The following is a 20,565-nucleotide window of genomic DNA, read 5'->3' as shown; positions in this document are numbered from 1 at the left end:
ACATATGTTCTGATTTGATTAGGAAAGGGGCAAGGAGTTTGGCAAAGCATCAGTTTCAATATAATGAAGATGCCATTCAAGTGCTTGAAGGTCTTGAAGCCGTTCGAAAACGCCCGGGTATGTATATCGGGAGCACGGACAGCCGTGGATTGCATCATTTAGTATACGAAATAGTAGATAACTCAGTTGATGAAGCATTAGCGGGGTTTGGCGACGAAATTTCTGTCGTAATACATAAGGATAATAGTATTAGTGTTATTGATAAAGGGCGTGGGATGCCTACGGGAATGCATAAACTTGGAAAACCTACACCTGAAGTGATTTTAACTGTACTTCATGCAGGGGGGAAGTTTGGACAAGGAGGTTATAAAACGAGTGGCGGTTTACACGGTGTTGGTGCATCTGTTGTAAATGCATTATCAGAATGGCTCGTTGTAACCATTAAACGCGATGGGTATATATATGAACAACGTTTTGAAAATGGTGGTGTTCCTGCAACGACACTAGAGAAAATTGGAAAAACAAAACAATCTGGAACAACGATGCATTTTAAACCAGATCCATCAATTTTCAGTACAACAAATTATAATTATGAAACGTTATGTGAGAGATTACGTGAATCTGCATTTCTGTTAAAAGGTATGAAAATCACTATAAGAGATGAACGAAATGATTTAGAAGATGTTTTTCATTATGAAACAGGAATTGAAGCATTTGTTTCTTACTTAAACGAAGAAAAGGACTCTATACATCCAGTTGTTTACTTCACTGGTGAACAAAATGGGATTGAAGCAGAACTTGCATTTCAATTTAACGATGGCTATTCAGAAAATATTCTTTCATTCGTAAACAATGTACGTACGAAAGATGGGGGGACACATGAGGCAGGATTTAAAACAGCGATGACACGTGTCTTTAATGAATATGCTCGTAAAGTCTCTTTGCTAAAAGAAAAAGATAAAAACCTAGAAGGTACAGATATTCGCGAAGGGTTAGCGGCGATTGTTTCTGTACGTGTACCGGAGGATTTATTGCAATTTGAAGGTCAAACAAAAGGTAAGCTTGGTACAAGTGAAGGACGTTCATCTGTCGATGCAATTGTTTCGGAACATTTAGCATACTTTTTAGAAGAAAATCCAGATGTAGCAACACTTCTTGTGAGAAAAGCAATTAAAGCAGCACAAGCCCGTGAAGCAGCGCGTAAGGCTAGAGAAGAAGCTCGTACTGGTAAGAAGAAAAAACGTTCAGAAGGAACGTTGAGCGGGAAGTTAACACCTGCGCAATCACGTAATCCACAGAAGAACGAACTATATTTAGTAGAGGGTGACTCTGCTGGTGGCTCTGCAAAGCAAGGGCGTGATCGCCGTTTCCAAGCTGTCTTGCCACTGCGAGGTAAAGTCATTAACACGGAAAAAGCAAAGCTTGCTGATATTTTCAAAAATGAAGAAATCAATACAATTATTTATGCAATTGGTGGCGGCGTTGGAAATGAATTTACTGTCGAAGATATCAACTATGATAAAGTCGTAATTATGACCGATGCTGATACGGATGGCGCACATATTCAAGTGTTACTACTTACGTTTTTCTACCGTTATATGAAGCCGTTAATTGAAGCTGGTAAAGTATTTATTGCTCTTCCACCTTTATATAAAGTAAGTAAAGGAAAAGGGAAAAGCGAAGTCATTGAATATGCATGGTCAGATGAAGAATTAGATGGCGTAACGAAAAAGGTCGGTAAAGGATATATGTTGCAGCGCTATAAAGGTCTTGGCGAAATGAACGCGGATCAATTATGGGAAACAACAATGAATCCAGAAACGCGTACGCTAATTCGCGTAAAAATTGATGATGCAGCAAGAGCAGAACGCCGCGTGACGACATTGATGGGTGATAAAGTAGAACCACGTCGGAAATGGATTGAGCGTAATGTACAGTTTGGTATGCAAGAAGAAGGTAATATTTTAGAGAATGAAATGATTATGGAGACGGAGGTGGAATAACATGCAGGCAGAGAAGTTTCATGACCTCCCGCTTGAAGACGTGTTAGGTGACCGCTTTGCACGTTATAGTAAATATATTATTCAAGATCGCGCGCTACCAGATGCTCGTGATGGTTTAAAGCCAGTACAACGTCGGATTTTATATTCAATGTATGTAGAAGGAAACGTACATGATAAACCATTTCGTAAATCAGCTAAAACAGTTGGTAATGTTATTGGTAACTATCATCCACACGGTGATTCTTCTGTATATGAAGCGATGGTACGTTTAAGCCAAGATTGGAAAGTACGTAACGTATTAGTTGAAATGCACGGAAATAATGGTAGTGTCGACGGTGATCCAGCGGCAGCAATGCGTTATACAGAAGCTCGTTTATCGCCAATTGCATCTGAGTTACTCCGTGATATTGATAAAGAGACAGTAGAATTTGTATCAAACTTTGACGATACAAGTGAAGAACCTGTTGTATTACCAGCAATGTTCCCGAATTTATTGGTAAACGGTTCAACAGGGATTTCAGCTGGATATGCAACAGAAATTCCACCGCATCACCTTGGAGAAGTAATTGATGCAACAATGATGCGTATCGATAAGCCAAATAGTTCCGTAGATGATTTATTAACAGTTATAAAAGGACCTGATTTCCCAACAGGTGGCATTATTCAAGGGCTTGATGGAATTAAAAAAGCATATGAAACAGGAAAAGGGAAAATCATCATTCGTGGAAAAGCGGAAGTTGAAACAATTCGCGGTGGCAAACAGCAAATTGTCATTACAGAAATTCCATACGAAGTCAATAAAGCAAACCTTGTAAAGAAAATGGATGAACTACGTCTAGATAAAAAGCTAGATGGAATTGCGGAAGTACGTGATGAGACAGATCGTACAGGTCTTCGTATTGTTGTGGAACTAAAAAAAGAAGCAAACGCAGAAGGTATTTTAAATTACTTATATAAAAATACTGATTTACAAGTTCCATATAACTTCAATATGGTGGCTATAAATAATCGTCGTCCAACATTAATGACGTTACCCAAGATTTTAGATGCGTACATTGGGCATCAAAAAGAAGTTGTTACACGTCGTTCGGAATATGAGTTGCGAAAAGCTGAAAATCGTCAACATATTGTGGCAGGTTTAATGAAAGCATTATCGATTTTAGATGAGGTAATTGAAACAATTCGAGCATCTAAAGATAAGCGTAATGCAAAAGATAATTTAAGTGCAAAATTTGGATTCACAGAAGCGCAGGCAGAAGCAATTGTATCCTTGCAACTGTATCGTTTAACAAATACAGATATTAAAGCACTAGAAAAAGAAGCGGAAGAACTAGAGAAGAAAATTACAGAATTACAAGCGATTTTACAAAGTGAGAAAAAGCTCCTTCAGGTCATTAAAGCAGATCTAAAGAGAGTAAAGAAAACGTATAGCGATAATCGCCGTGCTGTTATTGAAGAGGAAATTGAAGAAATTAAAATTGATGTGGAAGTTATGATTCCACAGGAGGATGTCATCGTTACTGTAACGAAAGAAGGTTATGTGAAGCGAACTGGTTGGCGCTCACATAATGCATCGAACGGGAAAGACTTCGGTATGAAAGAGGGCGACATCTTACTCGAGCGTTTCGATACAAATACAACAGAAATAGTTCTCTTATTTACGAATAAAGGAAATTATATTTATCTTCCAGTATACGAAATGCCGGACATTCGTTGGAAAGATTTAGGTCAGCATGTGGCAAATATCGTTTCACTTGATAGGGACGAGACATTAATTTGGGCAACCGTTGTACCGAATTTCGAGGAAGAAAAGCGATTTATTGTGTTTGTTACACGAAATGGTATGATTAAGAAAACGGAATTAAATCAGTATAAAGTTCAGCGCTATTCAAGAGCGTTTGTAGCCGTAAACTTGAAAAAAGATGATGAAGTTGTCGATATCTTCGCAACAGATGGAACAAGTGATATTGTTCTTGCAACACATGGTGCATATGCACTTATTTTTAATGAAGAAGAAGTAAGCCCAGTTGGTGTAAGAGCAGCTGGGGTAAAAGGGATTAATTTAAAAGAAGATGATTATGTTGCTTCTGGTAGACCGTTAAATAGTGAAAAAGATCAATTGATTCTCGTAACGCAGCGCGGTGCAGTTAAGCGATTAAAAGCTTCCGAAATTGAGAAATCAACAAGGGCGAAGCGAGGCCTTGTTATCTTCAAAGAGTTAAAACGTAATCCGTACCGCATTGTCGGTATTGAAATTGTTCGTGATGATGAACTTGTTTATATGAAAACAGAAAAACAGATTGTAGAAGAAATAGATCCAAAAGCATTTCGTAATAAAGACCGGTATAGTAACGGTAGTTTAGTACTAGATGTTACTGATACGGGTGAAGTGGTTGAGACGTGGACGAAGAAACGGATAGAGTGAATAAACGATAGTAAGTATTTCAATTAAATATACTTATCTTATTAGTGAAACCCATGTTCTATATAGAACATGGGTTTCTTGGAGTAGTAGGGCTTTAAATTCACCACTATTCTAATTCTTTTTAGTTTTTTCATGAAAGTAAACCAAAAAGAATTAGGATGAAAAATAAGGGGGATTATGTATTGATAGAAACGGGGGACAGTACGTCATCATCATATTAAGACGATAAGAAACTCTCGAAAATATATTGTTTCAAGTTATAATCCTTTGTTAAAATCTTATACTGTGCGAAGCACAAAAAAGCACTATTCTTTCTGTGAAAATATACAGAAAGAATAGTGCTTTTTTATATTATTTTTAAAATCCCTGTTGCACGCAATAAATATCTTTAATTTTAGCTATAATCTCATCAACAGCGTATAAAATTTCTTCTTCACTTAAATATGGACTAATGGATATACGAATAGAACTATTGGCTTCTTCTTTGGATAATCCAATCTCTTGTAATACATATGACGGTTCTAAACTGTTTGAATTACAAGCAGATCCTGAAGAAATAGAAACAGTTCTCATACCTGCTATAAGTGTTTCTGAACTAATATTTGGGATCATTATATTTATGATATGAGGTATGCTATTTTCCATACATACATTTATGCGAGAAAGGGGTATTTCTTGTTGAATTTGATTTATAACAATTGTTCTTAATTTCAGTGCTTTTTCATAATTCTCTTTTAGTTCTAATATAGCTATATCACTAGCTACGCCCATGCCAGCTATTAGTGAAGTGGGTAATGTTCCACTCCGTAAATATGTTTGTTCACCACCAAACAATAAAGGACGAAAATATTCCTGTTTGTGCTGGTTTACATATAAAATGCCTATACCTTTTGGTCCGTAAATTTTATGTCCAGATAAAGATAAAGCATCTATGTCCAATTTTTTCACATCTATTGGTATTTTTCCAAAAGCTTGAACAGCATCTACATGTATCAATGTTTTATATTTTCTGCATAAAGCAGAAATCTCATTGATTGGTTGAATTGTTCCCACCTCAGAATTAACATATGCAAAACTAACAACTCTTGTATCATCATCTAATAAGCGACTCAATGAATCTAAGCAAATGGTTCCATCACGTTTAATGTCCACATATTTTACGATAATACCTCTTCTTTGTAACTCTTTTCCAACCTCTAAAATCGATTTATGGTCTATAGGTGAGAGAATTACATTTACGGGTTCTTTTTCATGATAATCAATTGCTCCTAACAACGCCAAGTTGTTACTTTCTGTTGCACCCGAAGTAAATATTATTTCTTCTTTATGAGCACCAATAGAAATTGCAATCTTACTTTTCGCTTGATACACCGCATACTGTGCTTTTTTTCCCATCACATGCTGAGATGAAGGGTTTGCAAATTCTGTTTTCATGTACTTTTCTACAACTTCGATCACTTTATTATGACATGGAGTAGTAGCAGCATAATCTAAGTACACCTGTCTCATAAGCATTGCCCTCCTTTATCACGAAGAAAACACAGAGAAATTAACGGTTTTTTCATAGATTTCTTCTTTTGACATTTCGCCACTTCCACCAGGATCCGCAACAATCACTTTCATCCCTGTTAAATTATATAGATTAAGAGCGATTTCAATACCTGTACGTACAGGTTGGTAACACTCTCCAGGTGCGAATAATAACAATGCTCTATAACCTGCCTTATGTACCTCAGCTATCATTTCTGTAATTTCTCCTGCACATCCAGTTACACCACAACTAATTAATGTTTTATAATTTCCATCCTCATCTACAAATGATACTTCGGATTGATTTTCTCGATCGTTTAACATTCTCTTTTCTAATTTTCCTTCTTTTACTAGTTTACTAGCGCTTTTTTGAAATCTATATTTAAGCCAAGTTTCAGGGAAAAAAATCGGATTTTTTCGGTTAGACAAGATACTCTGTTGATTAAAGTATTTACTCTTTTCTAAACTTGTAACGTAAGCTTCTGGAATTTCTGTATATCTCTCGTAAAACTCTTTGCGAAGATCACTAACATTTGCATTTGTAGATGGAACGTATTGCCAATCATTAATTAACAATAGGTATTTAATGTCTTTAAATTGTTCATAAAATTGCTCGCCTAATTGAATTCCGATATTCCAAGTGTATAAAGGGAATATACCTACCCTACGTGAAATCCTCTCTTTCATCATATCTGTTTTCTGTTCTTCGATAATTCCAGGAGTTAAGCTATTTGTTTCTTCATTAAAAAAGAGCATAAAATGCCCTGACATAATTACTAATTCTTCTTGAGTAGTATTTTTTAATTCTTCACTGATTAACTTGATCATTTCTTCTTCTGATGCAACTAATTGATGAATTCCTTTCTTTTTTACATTCATTGAATTCGACATAAGTTACCTCCTTAAAATGTATGGAGGCAGTGCTTGGATTTGAACCAAGGAATTAGGTTTTGCAGACCTATGCCTTACCACTTGGCGACACTGCCATCATATAAAGTTTAGATACTAATTTGAAACTTGTTTATCATGTTGTTCATAGTATCATCCTTAAAAAATAACCGTCAATAATATTCTGAATATAATTATTTTTCTCAACATCAAAATGAATCCCTAGAAAATTTATTGAAAATATAAGCATTCAAATAAAATAAAGAGATATACAAGATATTTTAAAATAATAGTGTTTTTGAAGAATAAGAAACATAGCCATAAAAAACTTTTTTTTAGTCTATGGTTGATTATTCGGTATAAATTTCTCAAAAGATAATCAATTTTTTATTTTGCAAATATAAGATGCTACATGCTATTGTTAGTTATGATTTTTAGAAATTCTTGTTTTCTAAAAGAGCTGATTCATTATAAACGAGTTTTCAGCCAAAGGGTAATTAACCATGAAATCATCATACATACAAGATCTTTCAACTCATAAAGGCTTAAGAGCTTATGCTATGTAACCAGTTGAATATCAAAATAATAACAAGCAACATGCTAAATAAAGCTATTAATACTAACAATTTAGTGAGAAAGGAATCCAATATGTCCAAACAAACAATTGCTTATATTCAAATGTCATTTGCAATGGTTGCAATTGGAAGCTTCGTTATTGTTAATAAGTACATTATTAAAGAACTTCCTATATTTATTGCTTCTGAGCTTAGATTACTAATTGCTTGCTTAATATTACTTCCTTTATTTTTATATAAAGGTGAAAAAATGCCTAAACTAGTAAAAAAGGATTACATCATATTTTTTCTTCAAAGTTTTATAGGGGTGTTTTTATTTAGTGTTTGCACATTATATGGTTTAAGACAAACAACAGCTTTAGATAGCGGCATTATTATGAGTTGTACGCCTGCAATAATGGCTTTAATCTCTTATTATTTTCTAAAAGAAAGATTAGGAATGAATAAAATAGGAGGGATTCTTTTAACTATTTTAGGTACATTGTCTATCAATGTTTTTGGTCAGGTATTAAATTTTAATGTAGGCTCGCACTCATTAATAGGAAATATGTTAATCTTCTGTGCTGTTATTGGAGAAGCAATTTTCTTTTCCTTTGGAAAATTAATTTCTACGCCTTTAAGACCTTTAACGATGACAACAATTATGAGTTTGACAGGTGCGGTATTATTTTTGCCTTCTGCAATATATCAATCTTTACATTTTAACTTTTTAACTGTATCTCCATTGGCGTGGCTACTCGTATTATATACAGGAGTTGTAATTACTGTATTAGCTGTTCTATTAATGAATCAAGGGTTAGAAGTGGTATCAGCGGGGACAGCGGCAGTATTTACTGCTTTAATGCCTATAAGCACAGTAATTTTATCAGCCTTTATATTACATGAACCTCTCTTCTGGTATCATATTTTTGGAATGACATTGGTTATTTTAGGTATTTTTGTTATTACTAACTCTTCGAGTGAAAGTAAAGAAATGTTTGAAAGAAGCAGGCAAGAAAATATGTAACAATAAATTTTCTCAATATAAGATTGCATATATTGTTGATTTCAATATTCAAAAAAACACATTGTTAATTTACAATAATTTAAGAACTATAGAACAGTAAAAAATGCGTTAACTATATTCTGTAATAAAGGAGTCCATAAATGAAAAAAGTATATCCCTTTTTAATGACTGTATCTGTATGTATATTTATATCTGCTTGTTCCAATCAAACAAATTCTGAAAAAGAGGTAGAATCTGATAATAAAAAAGCTCCAATAGCTGAAACTAATGTAAAAGCTAAGCCTTATACAGAACCATTAACACAAGTAGGACAAGAAGCAAAGCATCCACTTGGAACAGTGATTCTAAAGCAATTAAGTGAGCCTAATACAATGATAGAAGCAGGGCCTCTTCATATTCAAGTAGAAAGAATTAAGGTAATTCAGAGTACAGAAGTAAGTGAAATTGGGAAATACAACTTAAAAGAACGAGGACTAGGTACAGAGCAAATGAATGCAATACAATTTACAACCACTTTAGAAAATACTTCAGATCAAGTACTTGATTTGGAACAAGGGCCTTTTAAAACACTTGTTTTAAGTAATGGTGAACAAGTAGATGTATATAAAATGAATGCGGATCCAAAAAGTCGAAGCTTAAATGCGAAGGAAAAAATGAAGTTTACACTTATCTGTTTCTTATCTCAAGCTCCAAATGATGTTAAATCCGTAAAAGTAATTACTAATGCGGTACGAGATCAGCAAACAAAAAATGAAGTGAGCACAGTAACTACTACTGAGATTACTATGTAAAAAAGAAAACAGCCTGATGAGGCTGTTTTCTTGTGTTTTCTAATTAAAAAGCGCAGTATCCAACAACTGGTTTAGAAGAACCAGTTTTAATGAAATAGTCAGGAGCAAAGCCTTGATCTAACTCACCACCATAGCCATTATCATCTACAAAATCCCAAACCTTACTTCCCATATAAGATTCGCCATTCACATAGCAAAATAACCAAAGTTGAGTGCCATCTGGAATGTTTGATTCGGTCCGTGTGCCATTTATTGTTGGAGTTGTGCGAAGATCTAGCCCAGAACCTGTTTTTTGTACCGGATAAAAAGCAGCTTCCGTTACCGATTGACTTGCAAATAAAACCGAACCTGCTACCGCTACTGAAGCAATTGATAATGCAACTTTTTTAAACATACGTGTTACCTCCTAATAAATTATATTTTATTGCAGATGGGGAATCCCCCTCATACCTATCAAATAAAAATCATCCTTTATTCAAGATTGGTAAGCATGAGGGAGAGCCCCTTTACTCCCCTATAAATTAATAGAATGTATGGTTAAAAATAAAAAATAAAGCTAATGTTTGTTTCTTTATCAATACTCTAGTTATGAGTTTGAAAAAATAGCGTTTTTGGTAAAATAAAAACTCTTATTTGTTGTTTTTAAACCATGTTTGAAACGTTTGTAAAGACTGTTCGCCTAATATACGATTCATTTCCTTTCCATCTTTGTAAGAAATAATTGTAGGTGTTCCTTTTATTTGAAACATATCCCAACCTTGTTTATATTCTTCTAGATTCAAAACTTGCATATCAATATTCATATTTTTTGTCATAGGAACTACAATTGGTGAAATCCTTTGGCAATGCGGACAGGTCGTTTTGTAGAAATAAACTATTTTTGTTTTGTGATTTGATAGATCTTGTTGCAATTGTTCGGGGGTAATTTGATTTTTATAATAATTTACCTCCTCAGTACTTATGGTTTTTTCACTTTTTGTTCCTTTATTGGTTAGAACAAAAATAAATGTAAATATTGATAAAATAGTAATAATGAAAAAAAGCATTTTTTTCATATACTGTTTCTCTCCTTGCTTATTTTCATAAGAATAAAGCCACAAATAATAATAAGAAGAAAGGCTATTAGAGCGAGAAATGGGATTGTAATAAAACCGAACCAATCTAAATAATCCCCTGTGCAAGGTATTCTCCCACATGATATTCCGTTTTCAGATAAAAATGGGATTTTTTGAAGGGAATAGTGATAGGCAGCTATACATGCGCCAATGATAGCGAGAGTCAAACTATAAATCCCAATTCTATAATCTTTTCGTATAATAGCTGTTCCTAGTAAAAGAACTAGTGGATACATGAGAATACGTTGATACCAGCATAATGTACAGGGCTCATATTTCATTATTTCAGACAGATACAAACTCCCGAGGGTTGCAATAAAGGAAACCGACCAGCTACTAAACAATATGTATTCTAGTTTTTTTTCTGTATTGTTCATGACTTCACCCTTCCTTTTTTAGAGATGGAAATAATGAAATAAATCCTCTAAGAAAATAGAAGATAAAAAATAAATTTTAAAAATAGTTAGCTCAAGAGTTATTATAAATTATGTTTTTGTTTTGTATATTGAGAAAATTTTGATTTTATAAAATCTTATAGAAGAATAAAGTAAATAAGGTGAGATGAATTGAAAGTGGGCGTATACTTTTTGGGGAATGCCTATGCCTATCAAGCAAATGTTTTATAGTACTCTCAAAACGAAAATTTCTTCTCTACAGTCATTTATAAGAATTCAGCTTGTCTTGTTATTTAAGTAACGGCTAATAATCAGTGGGGTATGAAGAAATCCCCACTGATTAAAGCTTTACTTTATTTTTACCGATCTAAGAATGAGCAAATGGTTATGTAAATAAAATAAAACTTGATATAATAACTATGAAATCGTTCTCAAATATGGAGGGAATATATGAAGAAAATAGGAGTAGGGATTGTAGGATTTGGATTTTCAAGTACAACATTTCACATCCCTTTATTACAAACGATTGATGAATATGATATTCGCGCTATTGTATCTTCGAAAGAAGAGGTAGTAAAGCAGGCATTACCAACTGTGCAAGTTGTTAACACAATTGAAGAATTGGTGGAACGAGAAGGTATTGATCTTGTTGTTATTACGTCACCAAATACAACGCATTTTCCATTTGTAAAAGAAGCTATTGTACATGGAAAACATGTTGTTGTAGAAAAGCCATTTGTTGTTTCAGTTGAAGAGGGTGAAGAACTTATTAGATTGGCGAAAGAGCATAATGTCTTTGTTAGTGTTTATCATAATCGCCGCTTTGATAATGATTTTTTAACAATAAAGAAATTAATTGAGGAAAAACAAATTGGAAATGTGTATACATATGAAGCGCATTTTGATCGCTTCCGTCCTCATGTACGTGAGCGCTGGCGTGAAAAGAACTTACCAGGATCGGGGATTTTATACGATCTAGGATCGCATTTAATTGACCAGGCATTACATTTATTGGGAAAACCAGATGCTGTTAGTGCGGATATAGTAAAGCAACGACCTGGGGCAGAAACGGATGATTATTTCCATATTGTACTTTACTATGGAATCAAGCGTGTCATTTTACATAGTAGTAGTTATGTGAAACATGCAGGCCCTCATTTTAGTGTTCATGGGGATAAAGGCTCAATTGTTAAATATGGTATGGATTCACAAGAAGACCAATTAAAAGCTGGTATGAAGCCAGGTGATATAGGATATGGAGAAGATAGTGAAAGTAATTTTGCTGTTTTAGAAACAGAAGAAGAAGTGAAGCGTATTCCAACAGAAGTGGGATGCTATGAAATGTATTATAAAGGAATTCGAGATAGTATAGTAAATGGTATGCAACCTCCTGTAACAGCTGAAGAGGGTTTACAGGTGATTCAACTTATTCAATTGGCAATTGAAAGTAGTGAAACAGGTAGAGTTATCTCACTATAAGTTAAAAAGACACGATTTCGTGTCTTTTTTTTGGATTTTAGGATTGGAATATATGTGTTTGTTGTGGGATATAATTTTTCTCTTCGAATGAAATATAAACAATTCAAATTACTAATCTAATTTTCCCGAGTGACATTTTCAGGGTTGGAAAGCCCATAAAAAAACATCGTAATGATATCTTTTATATGTTTTTCACGATCGTCCTCCAAGAGTTGTACACCGTAATCTTCGCCGAACTTACTAAACATTTGAATGTATAGTAATATCATTTCTTTTGAAAGATTGGGATTAATTTCATTTTGGCGTTGTGCATTTTCTAATATCTCTAAAAACCAAGGCAGGACTGTTTCATTTTGGTAACGATATATAAATTCGCGAAGCTCTGGATCTTTTTGGATTACTTGCAACAGCATGTCAGGGTGAAATAAACTACCACTTTCCATTTTACGTCGCATCATCTTATGAAACATCTCTTGAAATGTCATATTTTCAGCTGCTATCTCTTGATAGAATTGAAACTCAGTCGTCGCAAATTCGTGAATAAGCTCTCGGAAAAGCGCATCTTTACTACCAAAATGATTATAAATGGTAACTTGAGATACTTTTGCTTTTTTTGCGATGTCCTCTATTTTTACTTCATTAAATCCACGCTCTGAAAATAATGATAACGCAGCGTCTTTAATGGCGCGTTTTTTCTTTTCTTTTACTTTTTCAAAACCGTTCAATACAATCACCTCATTTAAAATATACAAGAAAATAGAGATGAAAACAATAATTTTGAAATATGAACATAAAAATATTTCAAAAAGTTGTTGCCAATTTAAATAGAGAGGAGTACAATAATTTTGAAATATAAAACACGAAATATTTCAAAAAATGAGGTGGAATAATGATTTCAGTCCAAAATGTCACAAAAAAATTTTCAAATGGAAAAGGATTATTTGATATTACTTTTCAAGTAAAAGAAGGTGAAGTTTTCGGTTGCCTAGGGCCAAATGGTGCAGGGAAATCAACAACGATTCGTAATTTAATGGGATTTATAAAGCCAACTGCTGGTCATGCAGAAATTTTCGATCTAGACTGCTGGAACGAAGCTGCAAAAATTCAAAGGGAAGTTGGTTATTTACCAGGGGAAATTTCCTCTATAGAAGGAATGAATGGATTAGAATTTTTAAAACTTATGCAAGGTATGCGCGGATTGAAAGATGTAAAGAGACGTGATGAGCTTATTGAAAGATTACAATTTGATGTGAAAACACCAATTCGGAAAATGTCTAAAGGGATGAAACAAAAAGTAGGAATTGTAGCTGCATTTATGCATGATCCAGAAGTGTTAATTTTGGATGAACCAACGTCAGGATTAGATCCACTCATGCAGCAAACTTTTATTGATTTAATACTAGAGGAAAAACAAAAAGGAAAGACAATCCTTATGTCATCCCATATTTTCACAGAAATTGAGCGGACATGTGACCGGGTAGCTATTATTAAGGATGGTCGCCTTGTAACGGTGGAAAATATTCATGATTTACAAGGCATGAGAAGACAGGTAATGGATGTAACGGTTTCATCTCAAGTGGAAATGCGTTCTTTACAAAAGGAAAATTTACACTTTGAAGCGGTGAAGGGGAATACAGCGTCCATTATTGTACAGGGGAATTATCAGGAAGTATTACAAACGCTTGCTAGGTATAATGTGAAAGCACTTCAAACGAGGGCGATGGATTTAGAACATTTATTTATGCATTATTATGATGCGAAGGAGGGTGTGAAACATGAATAAACAGCTGTTTTTAGCTAGCTTTAAAGAAAATCAAAAAAGCATATGGAGTTATTCAATTGGTGCGGCTCTTTATTTGTGGTTATTAATTTGGATATTTCCATCGCTCGTATCTGCGAAAGGATTAAATGAAATGATAGATGCTATGCCAGATAGTGTGAAAAAGATTGTTGGCATGGAAAATTCGATTCAAAATGTAAGTGATTTTTTAGCAGGTGAATACTATGGCATGTTGTTTCTAATTATATTGACAATTTTTAGTGTAACGGTTGCTACACATGTAATGGCTTGTTATGTAGATAAAGGGGCGATGGCTTATTTGTTGGCAACACCGGTATCTAGAGTGAAAATTGCAATAACACAAGGGGTAGTTCTTATTTTAGGATTGCTGATTATTATACTTGCGACGTATGGAGCTGGTGTATTAGGAGCAGAGTGGCTCTTGAAAGATAACAATTTAAATCAAGAAGTATTCTTCAAAATGAATTTAGTTGGGGGGCTGTTGTTTTTCGTAGTCAGTGCCTATTCATTTTTATTCTCTTGTATATGTAACGATGAAAGAAAAGCTCTTAGTCTTTCTGCCAGTGTTACAATTTTGTTTTATTTACTAGATATGGTAGGGAAATTAAGTGATAAGCTAGAATGGATGAGAAATATATCATTATTTACGTTGTTCTGTCCAAAAGAAATTGTGACAGGGACATATAACATATGGCCGGTAAGTATTGGATTAATTTTTGGTGCGATTTGTATCTTTGTAGTAGCGATTGTATTGTTCAAAAAGAGAGATTTACCGCTATAGATAAATAGAGTTGAAAAGATAGTTAGTTCCTTTATGAACTAACTATCTTTTTTTATTTCTGGAAAATTATAAAAAAAGTGAACCTTTTTCCCCACTAAACCATCTAATAAGTGTAAAGTTTTATTGGAAGATATAAAGTGAAACTTTAATTAGTAGGGGGTTTCTTCATCCCCAATTGATTATTAGCCCGCCCCACCTAACTTCTTTGCTTTCGCTGAATTTTGAGGTGGTGGGTCTTACTGCCCCGCAAATAGCGGGATAAAACGGGAGGATAGACAGTGAAAGTAATACCTGTATATAAAATAATGGTAAAAGAAGAGAGTAATGTTTCTTTAGCTAAAAACGGTGATCATGAAGCATTTGTCTCTTTAATACATACACATAAAGTTCAGCTCTATCGTATAGCCAAAGCAATGCTATATGATGAGAATGACGTAGAAGATGCGATACAAACAACAATTCTAAAGGCTTATGAAAATATAAAAAAGCTTAAAAATGAAGAGTTTTTCCAAACATGGTGCATTCGAATCCTGATGAATCAGTGTAATGAAATGATACGATCACGAAAAAAGGTAATTACGATAGAAGGAAATAATGATTATATGATAGCATTTGATTCTTATGAAGATATAGATCTTCATAATGCAATTCAGTCTTTAAATGAAGAATTAAAAGCTGTAACAGTACTCTACTATTATGAAGATATGAATCAAGAAAATATTGCGGCATTATTAGAAATACCAAAAGGAACTGTTAAATCAAGGTTGTCACGGGCAAGAGAACAATTGCAGAAGCAATTACGAATGGAATAGGAGGTGTATGTGTTGGATAAGGATGAATTATTTGATGAAAAACTGAAAAAGCGAATAGACCGAGAGAAAACAATGTTACCGGAGCATTTGAATCGGAAAATTAATGATACATTACATAATCTCCCGGTTAAGAAGAAGTCTTATAGAGTTCAAGCTATGGCTGTTAGTGTGGCAATAATGGCATTGTCAATCGTTTCTATGTTTGAATTTTCTGTGCAAAGTTTTGCGCAAAAAGGTGGAGTATTTGAATATGTAACGAAAAAGGCATTTTCAGATTATGAAAATGAGGAAGAAACAAAATCTAATGTAAATTATCCTGAAAAAGAAAAAATTCACAAAAAAATGCTGGATTCAATCGATCATTTTAAAAATGTTAAGGGGCAATTTGAAGAGTATTCTAGTTCATCGCGCCTAATTACTACTTATAAGTACGCAATTGATACAAGGAATCAGAGAGGGATTTCTTCTAAAGAGGATCGTCAGTCAAAAAAAATGACAGTTTTATATAATCAAGGGAAAAAACAAGAATTTAATGATAAAGATTATACATATAAAGAAGTGAGATGGAAGTCAGAACCTAAAAATATAGAGTTACTAAAACTAACACCTACTGAAAGAGCATTTAATAAAGTGGGGGAGAAAAAGCGGTATGATGATGAATATGTCGGACTAGCAAAATATAGTATTCAATCGGAGTTTGCAAATTTGTTAATTCGATATAAAGATTGGAATTTTAAAGAAACAAAGTATCTTGGATTAGACTGTTATAAAATAGAGGGCGTTATAAACATAGAGATGCCTTTAAGTACATCTGAAGACTTACGAGGAAAATTCGAAATGATTGTAGAAAAAAATACGGGGATTATGTTGAATTTTCTTAGTTTTCATAATGGAATGATCCAGTATTCTATTACTACCGAAAAGATACAAATAAACAAAGGGATTGATGAGAACGTATTTCAAAAAGATGTTTCTTCATACGAAAAATTGAAAAATGTATTGAATAAATAATGATCTTGTTATTTTGATAGTTTTTAATTCGTATAGAATAATAAATATCGGGGGAACTAATATGGAGAAGAATTTACCTTCACGTGAAAAAAAGAATAAGAAAAAATATAAAAAAGGAAAAGTGATAGGGATATTTGTAGGGGTGTTGTTAGCTGTTGGAATAGGATATGGTGCGTATCTGTATAATAAAACTTCAAATGCGGTACAAAAAGCTTCTCTCAGTCTAGCACGTGGTGAGAAATCTGATTTGCGTGAGGAAGTTGTAAAGCCAATAACAAATAATGTTTCTCTTTTAATTATGGGCATTGATGAAAATCAAGAGCGTCAAAAAGAATATAATGGTGCATTTCATACAGATGCATTATTACTAGCTACTTTTAATAAGGATGATAAGACAGTCAAGTTAATAAGCATACCACGTGATACGTATACATATGTTCCAATCGAAAAGAAAAAGGATAAAATAACACATGCATATGGTAGGGGCTTTGTAAAGAACGGAAAGGATGGAGGACCGCAAGCGTCTGTTGAAGCGGTAGAAAAATTATTACATGTACCAGTTGATTATTTTGTGAAATTCAATTTTAATTCATTTATAAAAATTGTTGATGATTTGGGTGGTATTGAAATAGATGTTCCAATTGAGTTTTCTGAACAAAATAGTAAAGATGAACCGGAGGCTATTCATTTGAAAAAAGGAATGCAAACATTAACTGGTGAACAAGCACTTGCTCTTGCAAGAACACGTCATATCGATAGTGATGCTATGAGAGGACAGCGTCAGCAGCTTGTCATTGAAGCGATCTTAACAAAATTAAAAAGTGCAGGATCTGTTACGAAAATAGGAAAGATGATTGATGCTGTAGATGGTGAGTTTAAGACAAACTTAGCTTTGGCTGATATGCTGTCGTTTTATAAATATGGATTAAATGCTTCAATTGAGAAAATTCAATTAGCTGGAGATGATTTGTATTTACCGAATGGGCCGAAAGGTGAACGAGTCTATTATTATAATCCAGATACAAAGAGTTTGAGAGAACTTAGTAATATACTTCGAATACATCTTGGATTAAGTGAACAGCAAATTAAAAAAGAAGATGGGGAGAGTTAAAGTATATGAAAAACATAATATAAAATATTTTTTAGTAAAGCAGATCATTATAAATATCTGCTTTTTTGTTTGAATGATCCAGTGAAGATTTTTACCTCGATCTTTCGCTTGGTCAACAATTAACAATAATAGTTATTTTGTTAGTTACTTCAAAAGGGGAAGCCGCTGTAACTGGAGAGGGCTTTATGTATTGGCATCAACTTTATCAGCGATGCATGTTATTCCGTTAGAAGGATTAGCTCTTCTATTAGGGGGGAGATCGTTTTATCCCGCATTAACGGGCAGTAAGACCCCCACCTCAAAATTTGGCAAAAGCAAAGAAGTTAGGTGGGGGATGAAGAAAACCCCCACTGATTAAAGTTTCACTTTATGTCAGAAACGCGCGCTATCATAAATTTAATTGGTAATGGTATTGCAACTGTAGTTGTTGCGAAAAGCGAAAATGAATTTAATGAGGGGAAAGATAAACAGATGCTAATAGGTATGCAAAAAGAAAAAATAGCCGGATAAAAAAGTCAGTAAAGCTGATTTTTTTTATTTTGTTAAGAAAGGATTTACTAGAATTATACATTATTTATTAACAATAATTCAGAAGAGTTTTCTTTACAATTGGAATAAATAGAAGAAAAATCAAATGCATATAGTAATACAAGAAAATTCTATATCAACGTAATAGAATGTTTATGAATATTACTGTAATAAAATAATTTTTACAAAATTTTTAATAATAATACTTTACAAAAAACAAAAAATTAGTAGAATAATAGTTAATAGGAATCTTTTGATAAGAATATAAAGAAAAACAGAATTATCAGAAATTTCTTAATCTAGAAACGTACAGGAAATTAGGGAGGGTACAAAAAATGAAAAAGAAAAAGATGAAGAAATTAACAGCAGTCGTAGCACCAGTTTTAGCAATGAGTATGGCATTAACTGCATGTTCTACAGGTGGGGACAAAAAAACAAGTACGAATTCAAGCGGAAGTGATAGCAAATCGGATGTAAAATTAGCAGCAAAGCAAGTGCTGAATCGTACAGAAACAAACGAAATTCCAACGATGGATACTTCCAAAAGTACAGATACTCTTGGATCACAAATTTTAGGGAATACAATGGAAGGGTTATATCGTCTTGATAAAGATAATAAGCCAATCCCAGCTGCAGCTGAATCAAGTACGAAAAGTGAGGATGGCAAAAAATATACATTTAAACTTCGTAAAGACGCAAAATGGTCAAACGGTGACCCAGTAACAGCAAAAGATTTCGTATTTGCATGGCAACGTTTGTTAGATCCAAAGACAGCTGCAGAGTACTCATTTATTGCTTATTATATTAAAAATGCAGAAGCAATTAATAAAGGAAAAGCGGAAGTGTCTACACTAGGTGCAAAAGCGATAGATGATTACACACTCGAAGTTGAACTAGAAAGCGCAGTTCCATACTTCTTAAACTTAACGGCATTCCCATCGTACTATCCACTAAATGAAAAGTTTGTAAAAGAAAAAGGGGATAAATTCGGTTTAGAATCTGATACTGTAGTTTATAATGGACCGTTTGTTCTAACTGATTGGAAGCATGAAGAGGGCTGGAAGCTGAAGAAAAATGATAATTATTGGGACAAAAAGAGTGTGAAGTTAGACGAAGTTAACTATAGTGTTGTAAAAGATATGGCAACTCGTGTAAATCTATATGATAGTGGCCAAATTGACTTTACTATATTAGCTGGAGAGTTTGTTGACAAATATAGAAATAAAAAAGAAGAATATGGAGTATATTCAGAACCAAGTACGTTCTACTTACGTTTAAATCAAAAACGTGCTGGCCAAGATACACCACTAAAGAGCAAAAAATTACGTGAAGCAATTGCGTTGTCAATTAATAAAAAAGATTTAGCGAATGTAATCTTAAATGATGGTTCTAAACCTGCTGATTACTTAGTGCCAAAAGGATTAGCGAACGGACCAGACGGTAAAGATTTCCAAGAGACGTTTAAAACTGGCCTGAAAAATGACACTAAAAAAGCAGCGGCAGCTTGGGAAGAAGCGAAAAAAGAGCTTGGTAAAGATCAAGTGACACTTGAGTTCTTGAACTATGATACAAGTAATGCGAAAAAAGTTGGAGAATATGTAAAAGACCAAATTGAGAAAAACTTAAAAGGTGTAACAGTTAATATTAAAATGCAGCCGTTCAAACAAAAGCTGAAATTAGAATCTGAACAAGATTATGATTTCTCATATGGTGGCTGGAACCCAGACTATGCGGATCCAATGACATATTTAGATATGTTCGAATCAACAAATTCTCAAAACCAAATGAGCTACTCAAATCCAAAATATGATGAAATCATCAAAAAAGGAAAAACAGAGTTAATGGCAGATGCGAAGAAACGTTGGGAAGAGTTAGGAAAGGCAGAAAAACTGTTGCTTGAAGAAGATGTAGCGCTTGTACCGTTATACCAAAGTGCTAAATCGTATGTAATGAAACCAAACGTAAAAGGTGTCGTAAAACATAATATCAGTCCAGAATACAGCTTCAAGTGGGCTTACGTAACTGAAAAAGACGGAAAGTAATATAAAGATAGAAAAGCATTTCTAAAAGTAGGACATCTACTTTTAGAGGTGCTTTTTTTCTATGTAATGAATCTTGTTTAAAGAGACTTCAGACATTAGAAGGGATGTTTGATGCAAAGTTTATATATAAATAATTTTATATTAATTTAAATAAATGATAGGAAGGGTATTGCTGTCATATAGTGAATGGAGAGATTTTGTAAAGTAGTGTGACTAAAATATACCATCATTATAGTAGAAAATATTTTCGAGATTAAAAAAAATAACTTTAC

At 33.6% G+C, this 20,565-nt stretch carries 17 protein-coding genes, 1 tRNA gene and 1 pseudogene; 12 read left to right on the top strand and 7 right to left on the bottom strand.

What is annotated here, in order from left to right:
- Nucleotides 1–38 precede the first annotated feature (38 nt).
- Together parE and parC are read left to right on the top strand one after the other, a co-directional pair.
- Nucleotides 39–2,003, top strand: coding sequence for a DNA topoisomerase IV subunit B (parE, locus tag JDS96_RS13660; RefSeq protein ID WP_003199055.1), 1,965 nt, complete (start codon nucleotides 39–41; stop codon nucleotides 2,001–2,003).
- Nucleotide 2,004: 1 nt separating this feature from the next.
- A complete protein-coding gene (gene parC / locus JDS96_RS13655) occupies nucleotides 2,005–4,428 on the top strand; it encodes a DNA topoisomerase IV subunit A (protein ID WP_199667137.1) in 2,424 nt (807 codons plus the stop codon).
- 357 nt (nucleotides 4,429–4,785) lie between these two features.
- Here the strand turns inward: parC and JDS96_RS13650 are convergent, their stop codons facing one another.
- From JDS96_RS13650 to JDS96_RS13640, 3 genes are all read right to left on the bottom strand, one after another.
- Nucleotides 4,786–5,937 carry a cysteine desulfurase family protein gene (locus JDS96_RS13650; protein WP_018781489.1) on the bottom strand — a complete coding sequence of 384 codons (1,152 nt, stop codon included), beginning with the start codon at nucleotides 5,935–5,937 and terminating at the stop codon, nucleotides 4,786–4,788.
- A gap of 18 nt (nucleotides 5,938–5,955) precedes the next feature.
- Nucleotides 5,956–6,849, bottom strand: a complete 894-nt coding sequence (locus tag JDS96_RS13645) for an LPD16 domain-containing protein (protein WP_242479907.1) — start codon at nucleotides 6,847–6,849, stop codon at nucleotides 5,956–5,958.
- 21 nt (nucleotides 6,850–6,870) lie between these two features.
- Nucleotides 6,871–6,944, bottom strand: a tRNA-Cys gene (locus JDS96_RS13640).
- Nucleotides 6,945–7,494: 550 nt separating this feature from the next.
- Here JDS96_RS13640 and JDS96_RS13635 point away from each other — a divergent pair.
- Both JDS96_RS13635 and JDS96_RS13630 read left to right on the top strand, forming a co-directional pair.
- Nucleotides 7,495–8,427: a DMT family transporter gene (locus tag JDS96_RS13635; RefSeq protein ID WP_006095570.1), complete on the top strand. Its 933-nt coding sequence runs from the start codon at nucleotides 7,495–7,497 to the stop codon at nucleotides 8,425–8,427.
- A 140-nt stretch (nucleotides 8,428–8,567) separates the two neighbouring features.
- A complete protein-coding gene (locus JDS96_RS13630) occupies nucleotides 8,568–9,218 on the top strand; it encodes a hypothetical protein (RefSeq protein ID WP_199667136.1) in 651 nt (216 codons plus the stop codon).
- 43 nt (nucleotides 9,219–9,261) lie between these two features.
- On the opposite strand, the gene JDS96_RS13625 is transcribed toward JDS96_RS13630, so the two are convergent.
- The 3 genes from JDS96_RS13625 to JDS96_RS13615 all read right to left on the bottom strand — a co-directional run bounded on the left by JDS96_RS13625 (nucleotide 9,262) and on the right by JDS96_RS13615 (nucleotide 10,710).
- The gene (locus tag JDS96_RS13625; protein ID WP_003199046.1) at nucleotides 9,262–9,612 is read right to left on the bottom strand and encodes a hypothetical protein; all 351 of its coding nucleotides are present in this window, start codon (nucleotides 9,610–9,612) and stop codon (nucleotides 9,262–9,264) included.
- 235 nt (nucleotides 9,613–9,847) lie between these two features.
- Entirely contained in the window at nucleotides 9,848–10,273 is a 426-nt protein-coding gene (locus JDS96_RS13620) for a thioredoxin family protein (RefSeq protein WP_199667135.1), read from the bottom strand.
- Nucleotides 10,270–10,710, bottom strand: a complete 441-nt coding sequence (locus tag JDS96_RS13615) for a disulfide oxidoreductase (protein ID WP_199667134.1) — start codon at nucleotides 10,708–10,710, stop codon at nucleotides 10,270–10,272. Before JDS96_RS13615 ends, JDS96_RS13620 begins: the two co-directional genes overlap by 4 nt.
- 468 nt (nucleotides 10,711–11,178) lie before the next feature.
- On the opposite strand from JDS96_RS13615, the gene JDS96_RS13610 reads away from it, so the two are divergent.
- The gene (locus JDS96_RS13610; protein ID WP_199667133.1) at nucleotides 11,179–12,207 is read left to right on the top strand and encodes an oxidoreductase; all 1,029 of its coding nucleotides are present in this window, start codon (nucleotides 11,179–11,181) and stop codon (nucleotides 12,205–12,207) included.
- 116 nt (nucleotides 12,208–12,323) lie between these two features.
- On the opposite strand, the gene JDS96_RS13605 is transcribed toward JDS96_RS13610, so the two are convergent.
- Nucleotides 12,324–12,959 (bottom strand): TetR/AcrR family transcriptional regulator, encoded by a 636-nt coding sequence (locus JDS96_RS13605; RefSeq protein ID WP_080547229.1) that lies wholly within the window; start codon nucleotides 12,957–12,959, stop codon nucleotides 12,324–12,326.
- A gap of 137 nt (nucleotides 12,960–13,096) precedes the next feature.
- Between JDS96_RS13605 and JDS96_RS13600 the strand changes: the two genes are divergently transcribed.
- The 7 genes and pseudogenes from JDS96_RS13600 to JDS96_RS13565 all read left to right on the top strand — a co-directional run bounded on the left by JDS96_RS13600 (nucleotide 13,097) and on the right by JDS96_RS13565 (nucleotide 20,293).
- On the top strand, nucleotides 13,097–13,990 hold the full coding sequence (locus JDS96_RS13600; protein ID WP_199667132.1) for an ABC transporter ATP-binding protein: 894 nt from the start codon (nucleotides 13,097–13,099) through the stop codon (nucleotides 13,988–13,990).
- The gene (locus tag JDS96_RS13595) at nucleotides 13,983–14,789 is read left to right on the top strand and encodes an ABC transporter permease subunit (RefSeq protein ID WP_199667131.1); all 807 of its coding nucleotides are present in this window, start codon (nucleotides 13,983–13,985) and stop codon (nucleotides 14,787–14,789) included. Before JDS96_RS13600 ends, JDS96_RS13595 begins: the two co-directional genes overlap by 8 nt.
- Before the next feature lie 278 nt (nucleotides 14,790–15,067).
- Nucleotides 15,068–15,601 carry an RNA polymerase sigma factor gene (locus JDS96_RS13590; protein ID WP_199667130.1) on the top strand — a complete coding sequence of 178 codons (534 nt, stop codon included), beginning with the start codon at nucleotides 15,068–15,070 and terminating at the stop codon, nucleotides 15,599–15,601.
- A 12-nt stretch (nucleotides 15,602–15,613) separates the two neighbouring features.
- Nucleotides 15,614–16,612 carry a hypothetical protein gene (locus JDS96_RS13585; protein WP_018781496.1) on the top strand — a complete coding sequence of 333 codons (999 nt, stop codon included), beginning with the start codon at nucleotides 15,614–15,616 and terminating at the stop codon, nucleotides 16,610–16,612.
- A gap of 61 nt (nucleotides 16,613–16,673) precedes the next feature.
- Nucleotides 16,674–17,723 carry an LCP family protein gene (locus tag JDS96_RS13580; protein ID WP_098927504.1) on the top strand — a complete coding sequence of 350 codons (1,050 nt, stop codon included), beginning with the start codon at nucleotides 16,674–16,676 and terminating at the stop codon, nucleotides 17,721–17,723.
- 89 nt (nucleotides 17,724–17,812) lie between these two features.
- A pseudogene (locus tag JDS96_RS33265) lies at nucleotides 17,813–18,233 on the top strand (cation:dicarboxylate symporter family transporter); the annotation flags it as partial.
- Nucleotides 18,234–18,586: 353 nt separating this feature from the next.
- A complete protein-coding gene (locus JDS96_RS13565; protein WP_003199026.1) occupies nucleotides 18,587–20,293 on the top strand; it encodes a peptide ABC transporter substrate-binding protein in 1,707 nt (568 codons plus the stop codon).
- The last annotated feature ends 272 nt before the right edge of the window (nucleotides 20,294–20,565 follow it).

It is taken from the genome of Bacillus cereus group sp. N21 (assembly GCF_016483395.1).
Classification (GTDB): domain Bacteria; phylum Bacillota; class Bacilli; order Bacillales; family Bacillaceae_G; genus Bacillus_A; species Bacillus_A pseudomycoides.
Note: the sequence above shows the minus strand (reverse complement) of the source record. Positions and strands in the feature narration are given on the sequence as shown.

Bases quoted from the DNA above. Each gene is read 5' to 3' on its own strand.
- JDS96_RS13615 (WP_199667134.1), bottom strand. From the start codon at position 10,710: ATGAACAATACAGAAAAAAAACTAGAATACATATTGTTTAGTAGCTGG.
- JDS96_RS13595 (WP_199667131.1), top strand. From the start codon at position 13,983: ATGAATAAACAGCTGTTTTTAGCTAGCTTTAAAGAAAATCAAAAAAGC.
- JDS96_RS13635 (WP_006095570.1), top strand. From the start codon at position 7,495: ATGTCCAAACAAACAATTGCTTATATTCAAATGTCATTTGCAATGGTT.
- JDS96_RS13645 (WP_242479907.1), bottom strand. From the start codon at position 6,849: ATGTCGAATTCAATGAATGTAAAAAAGAAAGGAATTCATCAATTAGTT.
- JDS96_RS13630 (WP_199667136.1), top strand. From the start codon at position 8,568: ATGAAAAAAGTATATCCCTTTTTAATGACTGTATCTGTATGTATATTT.
- JDS96_RS13650 (WP_018781489.1), bottom strand. From the start codon at position 5,937: ATGAGACAGGTGTACTTAGATTATGCTGCTACTACTCCATGTCATAAT.
- JDS96_RS13580 (WP_098927504.1), top strand. From the start codon at position 16,674: ATGGAGAAGAATTTACCTTCACGTGAAAAAAAGAATAAGAAAAAATAT.
- JDS96_RS13610 (WP_199667133.1), top strand. From the start codon at position 11,179: ATGAAGAAAATAGGAGTAGGGATTGTAGGATTTGGATTTTCAAGTACA.
- JDS96_RS13620 (WP_199667135.1), bottom strand. From the start codon at position 10,273: ATGAAAAAAATGCTTTTTTTCATTATTACTATTTTATCAATATTTACA.
- parC (WP_199667137.1), top strand. From the start codon at position 2,005: ATGCAGGCAGAGAAGTTTCATGACCTCCCGCTTGAAGACGTGTTAGGT.
- JDS96_RS13625 (WP_003199046.1), bottom strand. From the start codon at position 9,612: ATGTTTAAAAAAGTTGCATTATCAATTGCTTCAGTAGCGGTAGCAGGT.
- JDS96_RS13565 (WP_003199026.1), top strand. From the start codon at position 18,587: ATGAAAAAGAAAAAGATGAAGAAATTAACAGCAGTCGTAGCACCAGTT.
- JDS96_RS13600 (WP_199667132.1), top strand. From the start codon at position 13,097: ATGATTTCAGTCCAAAATGTCACAAAAAAATTTTCAAATGGAAAAGGA.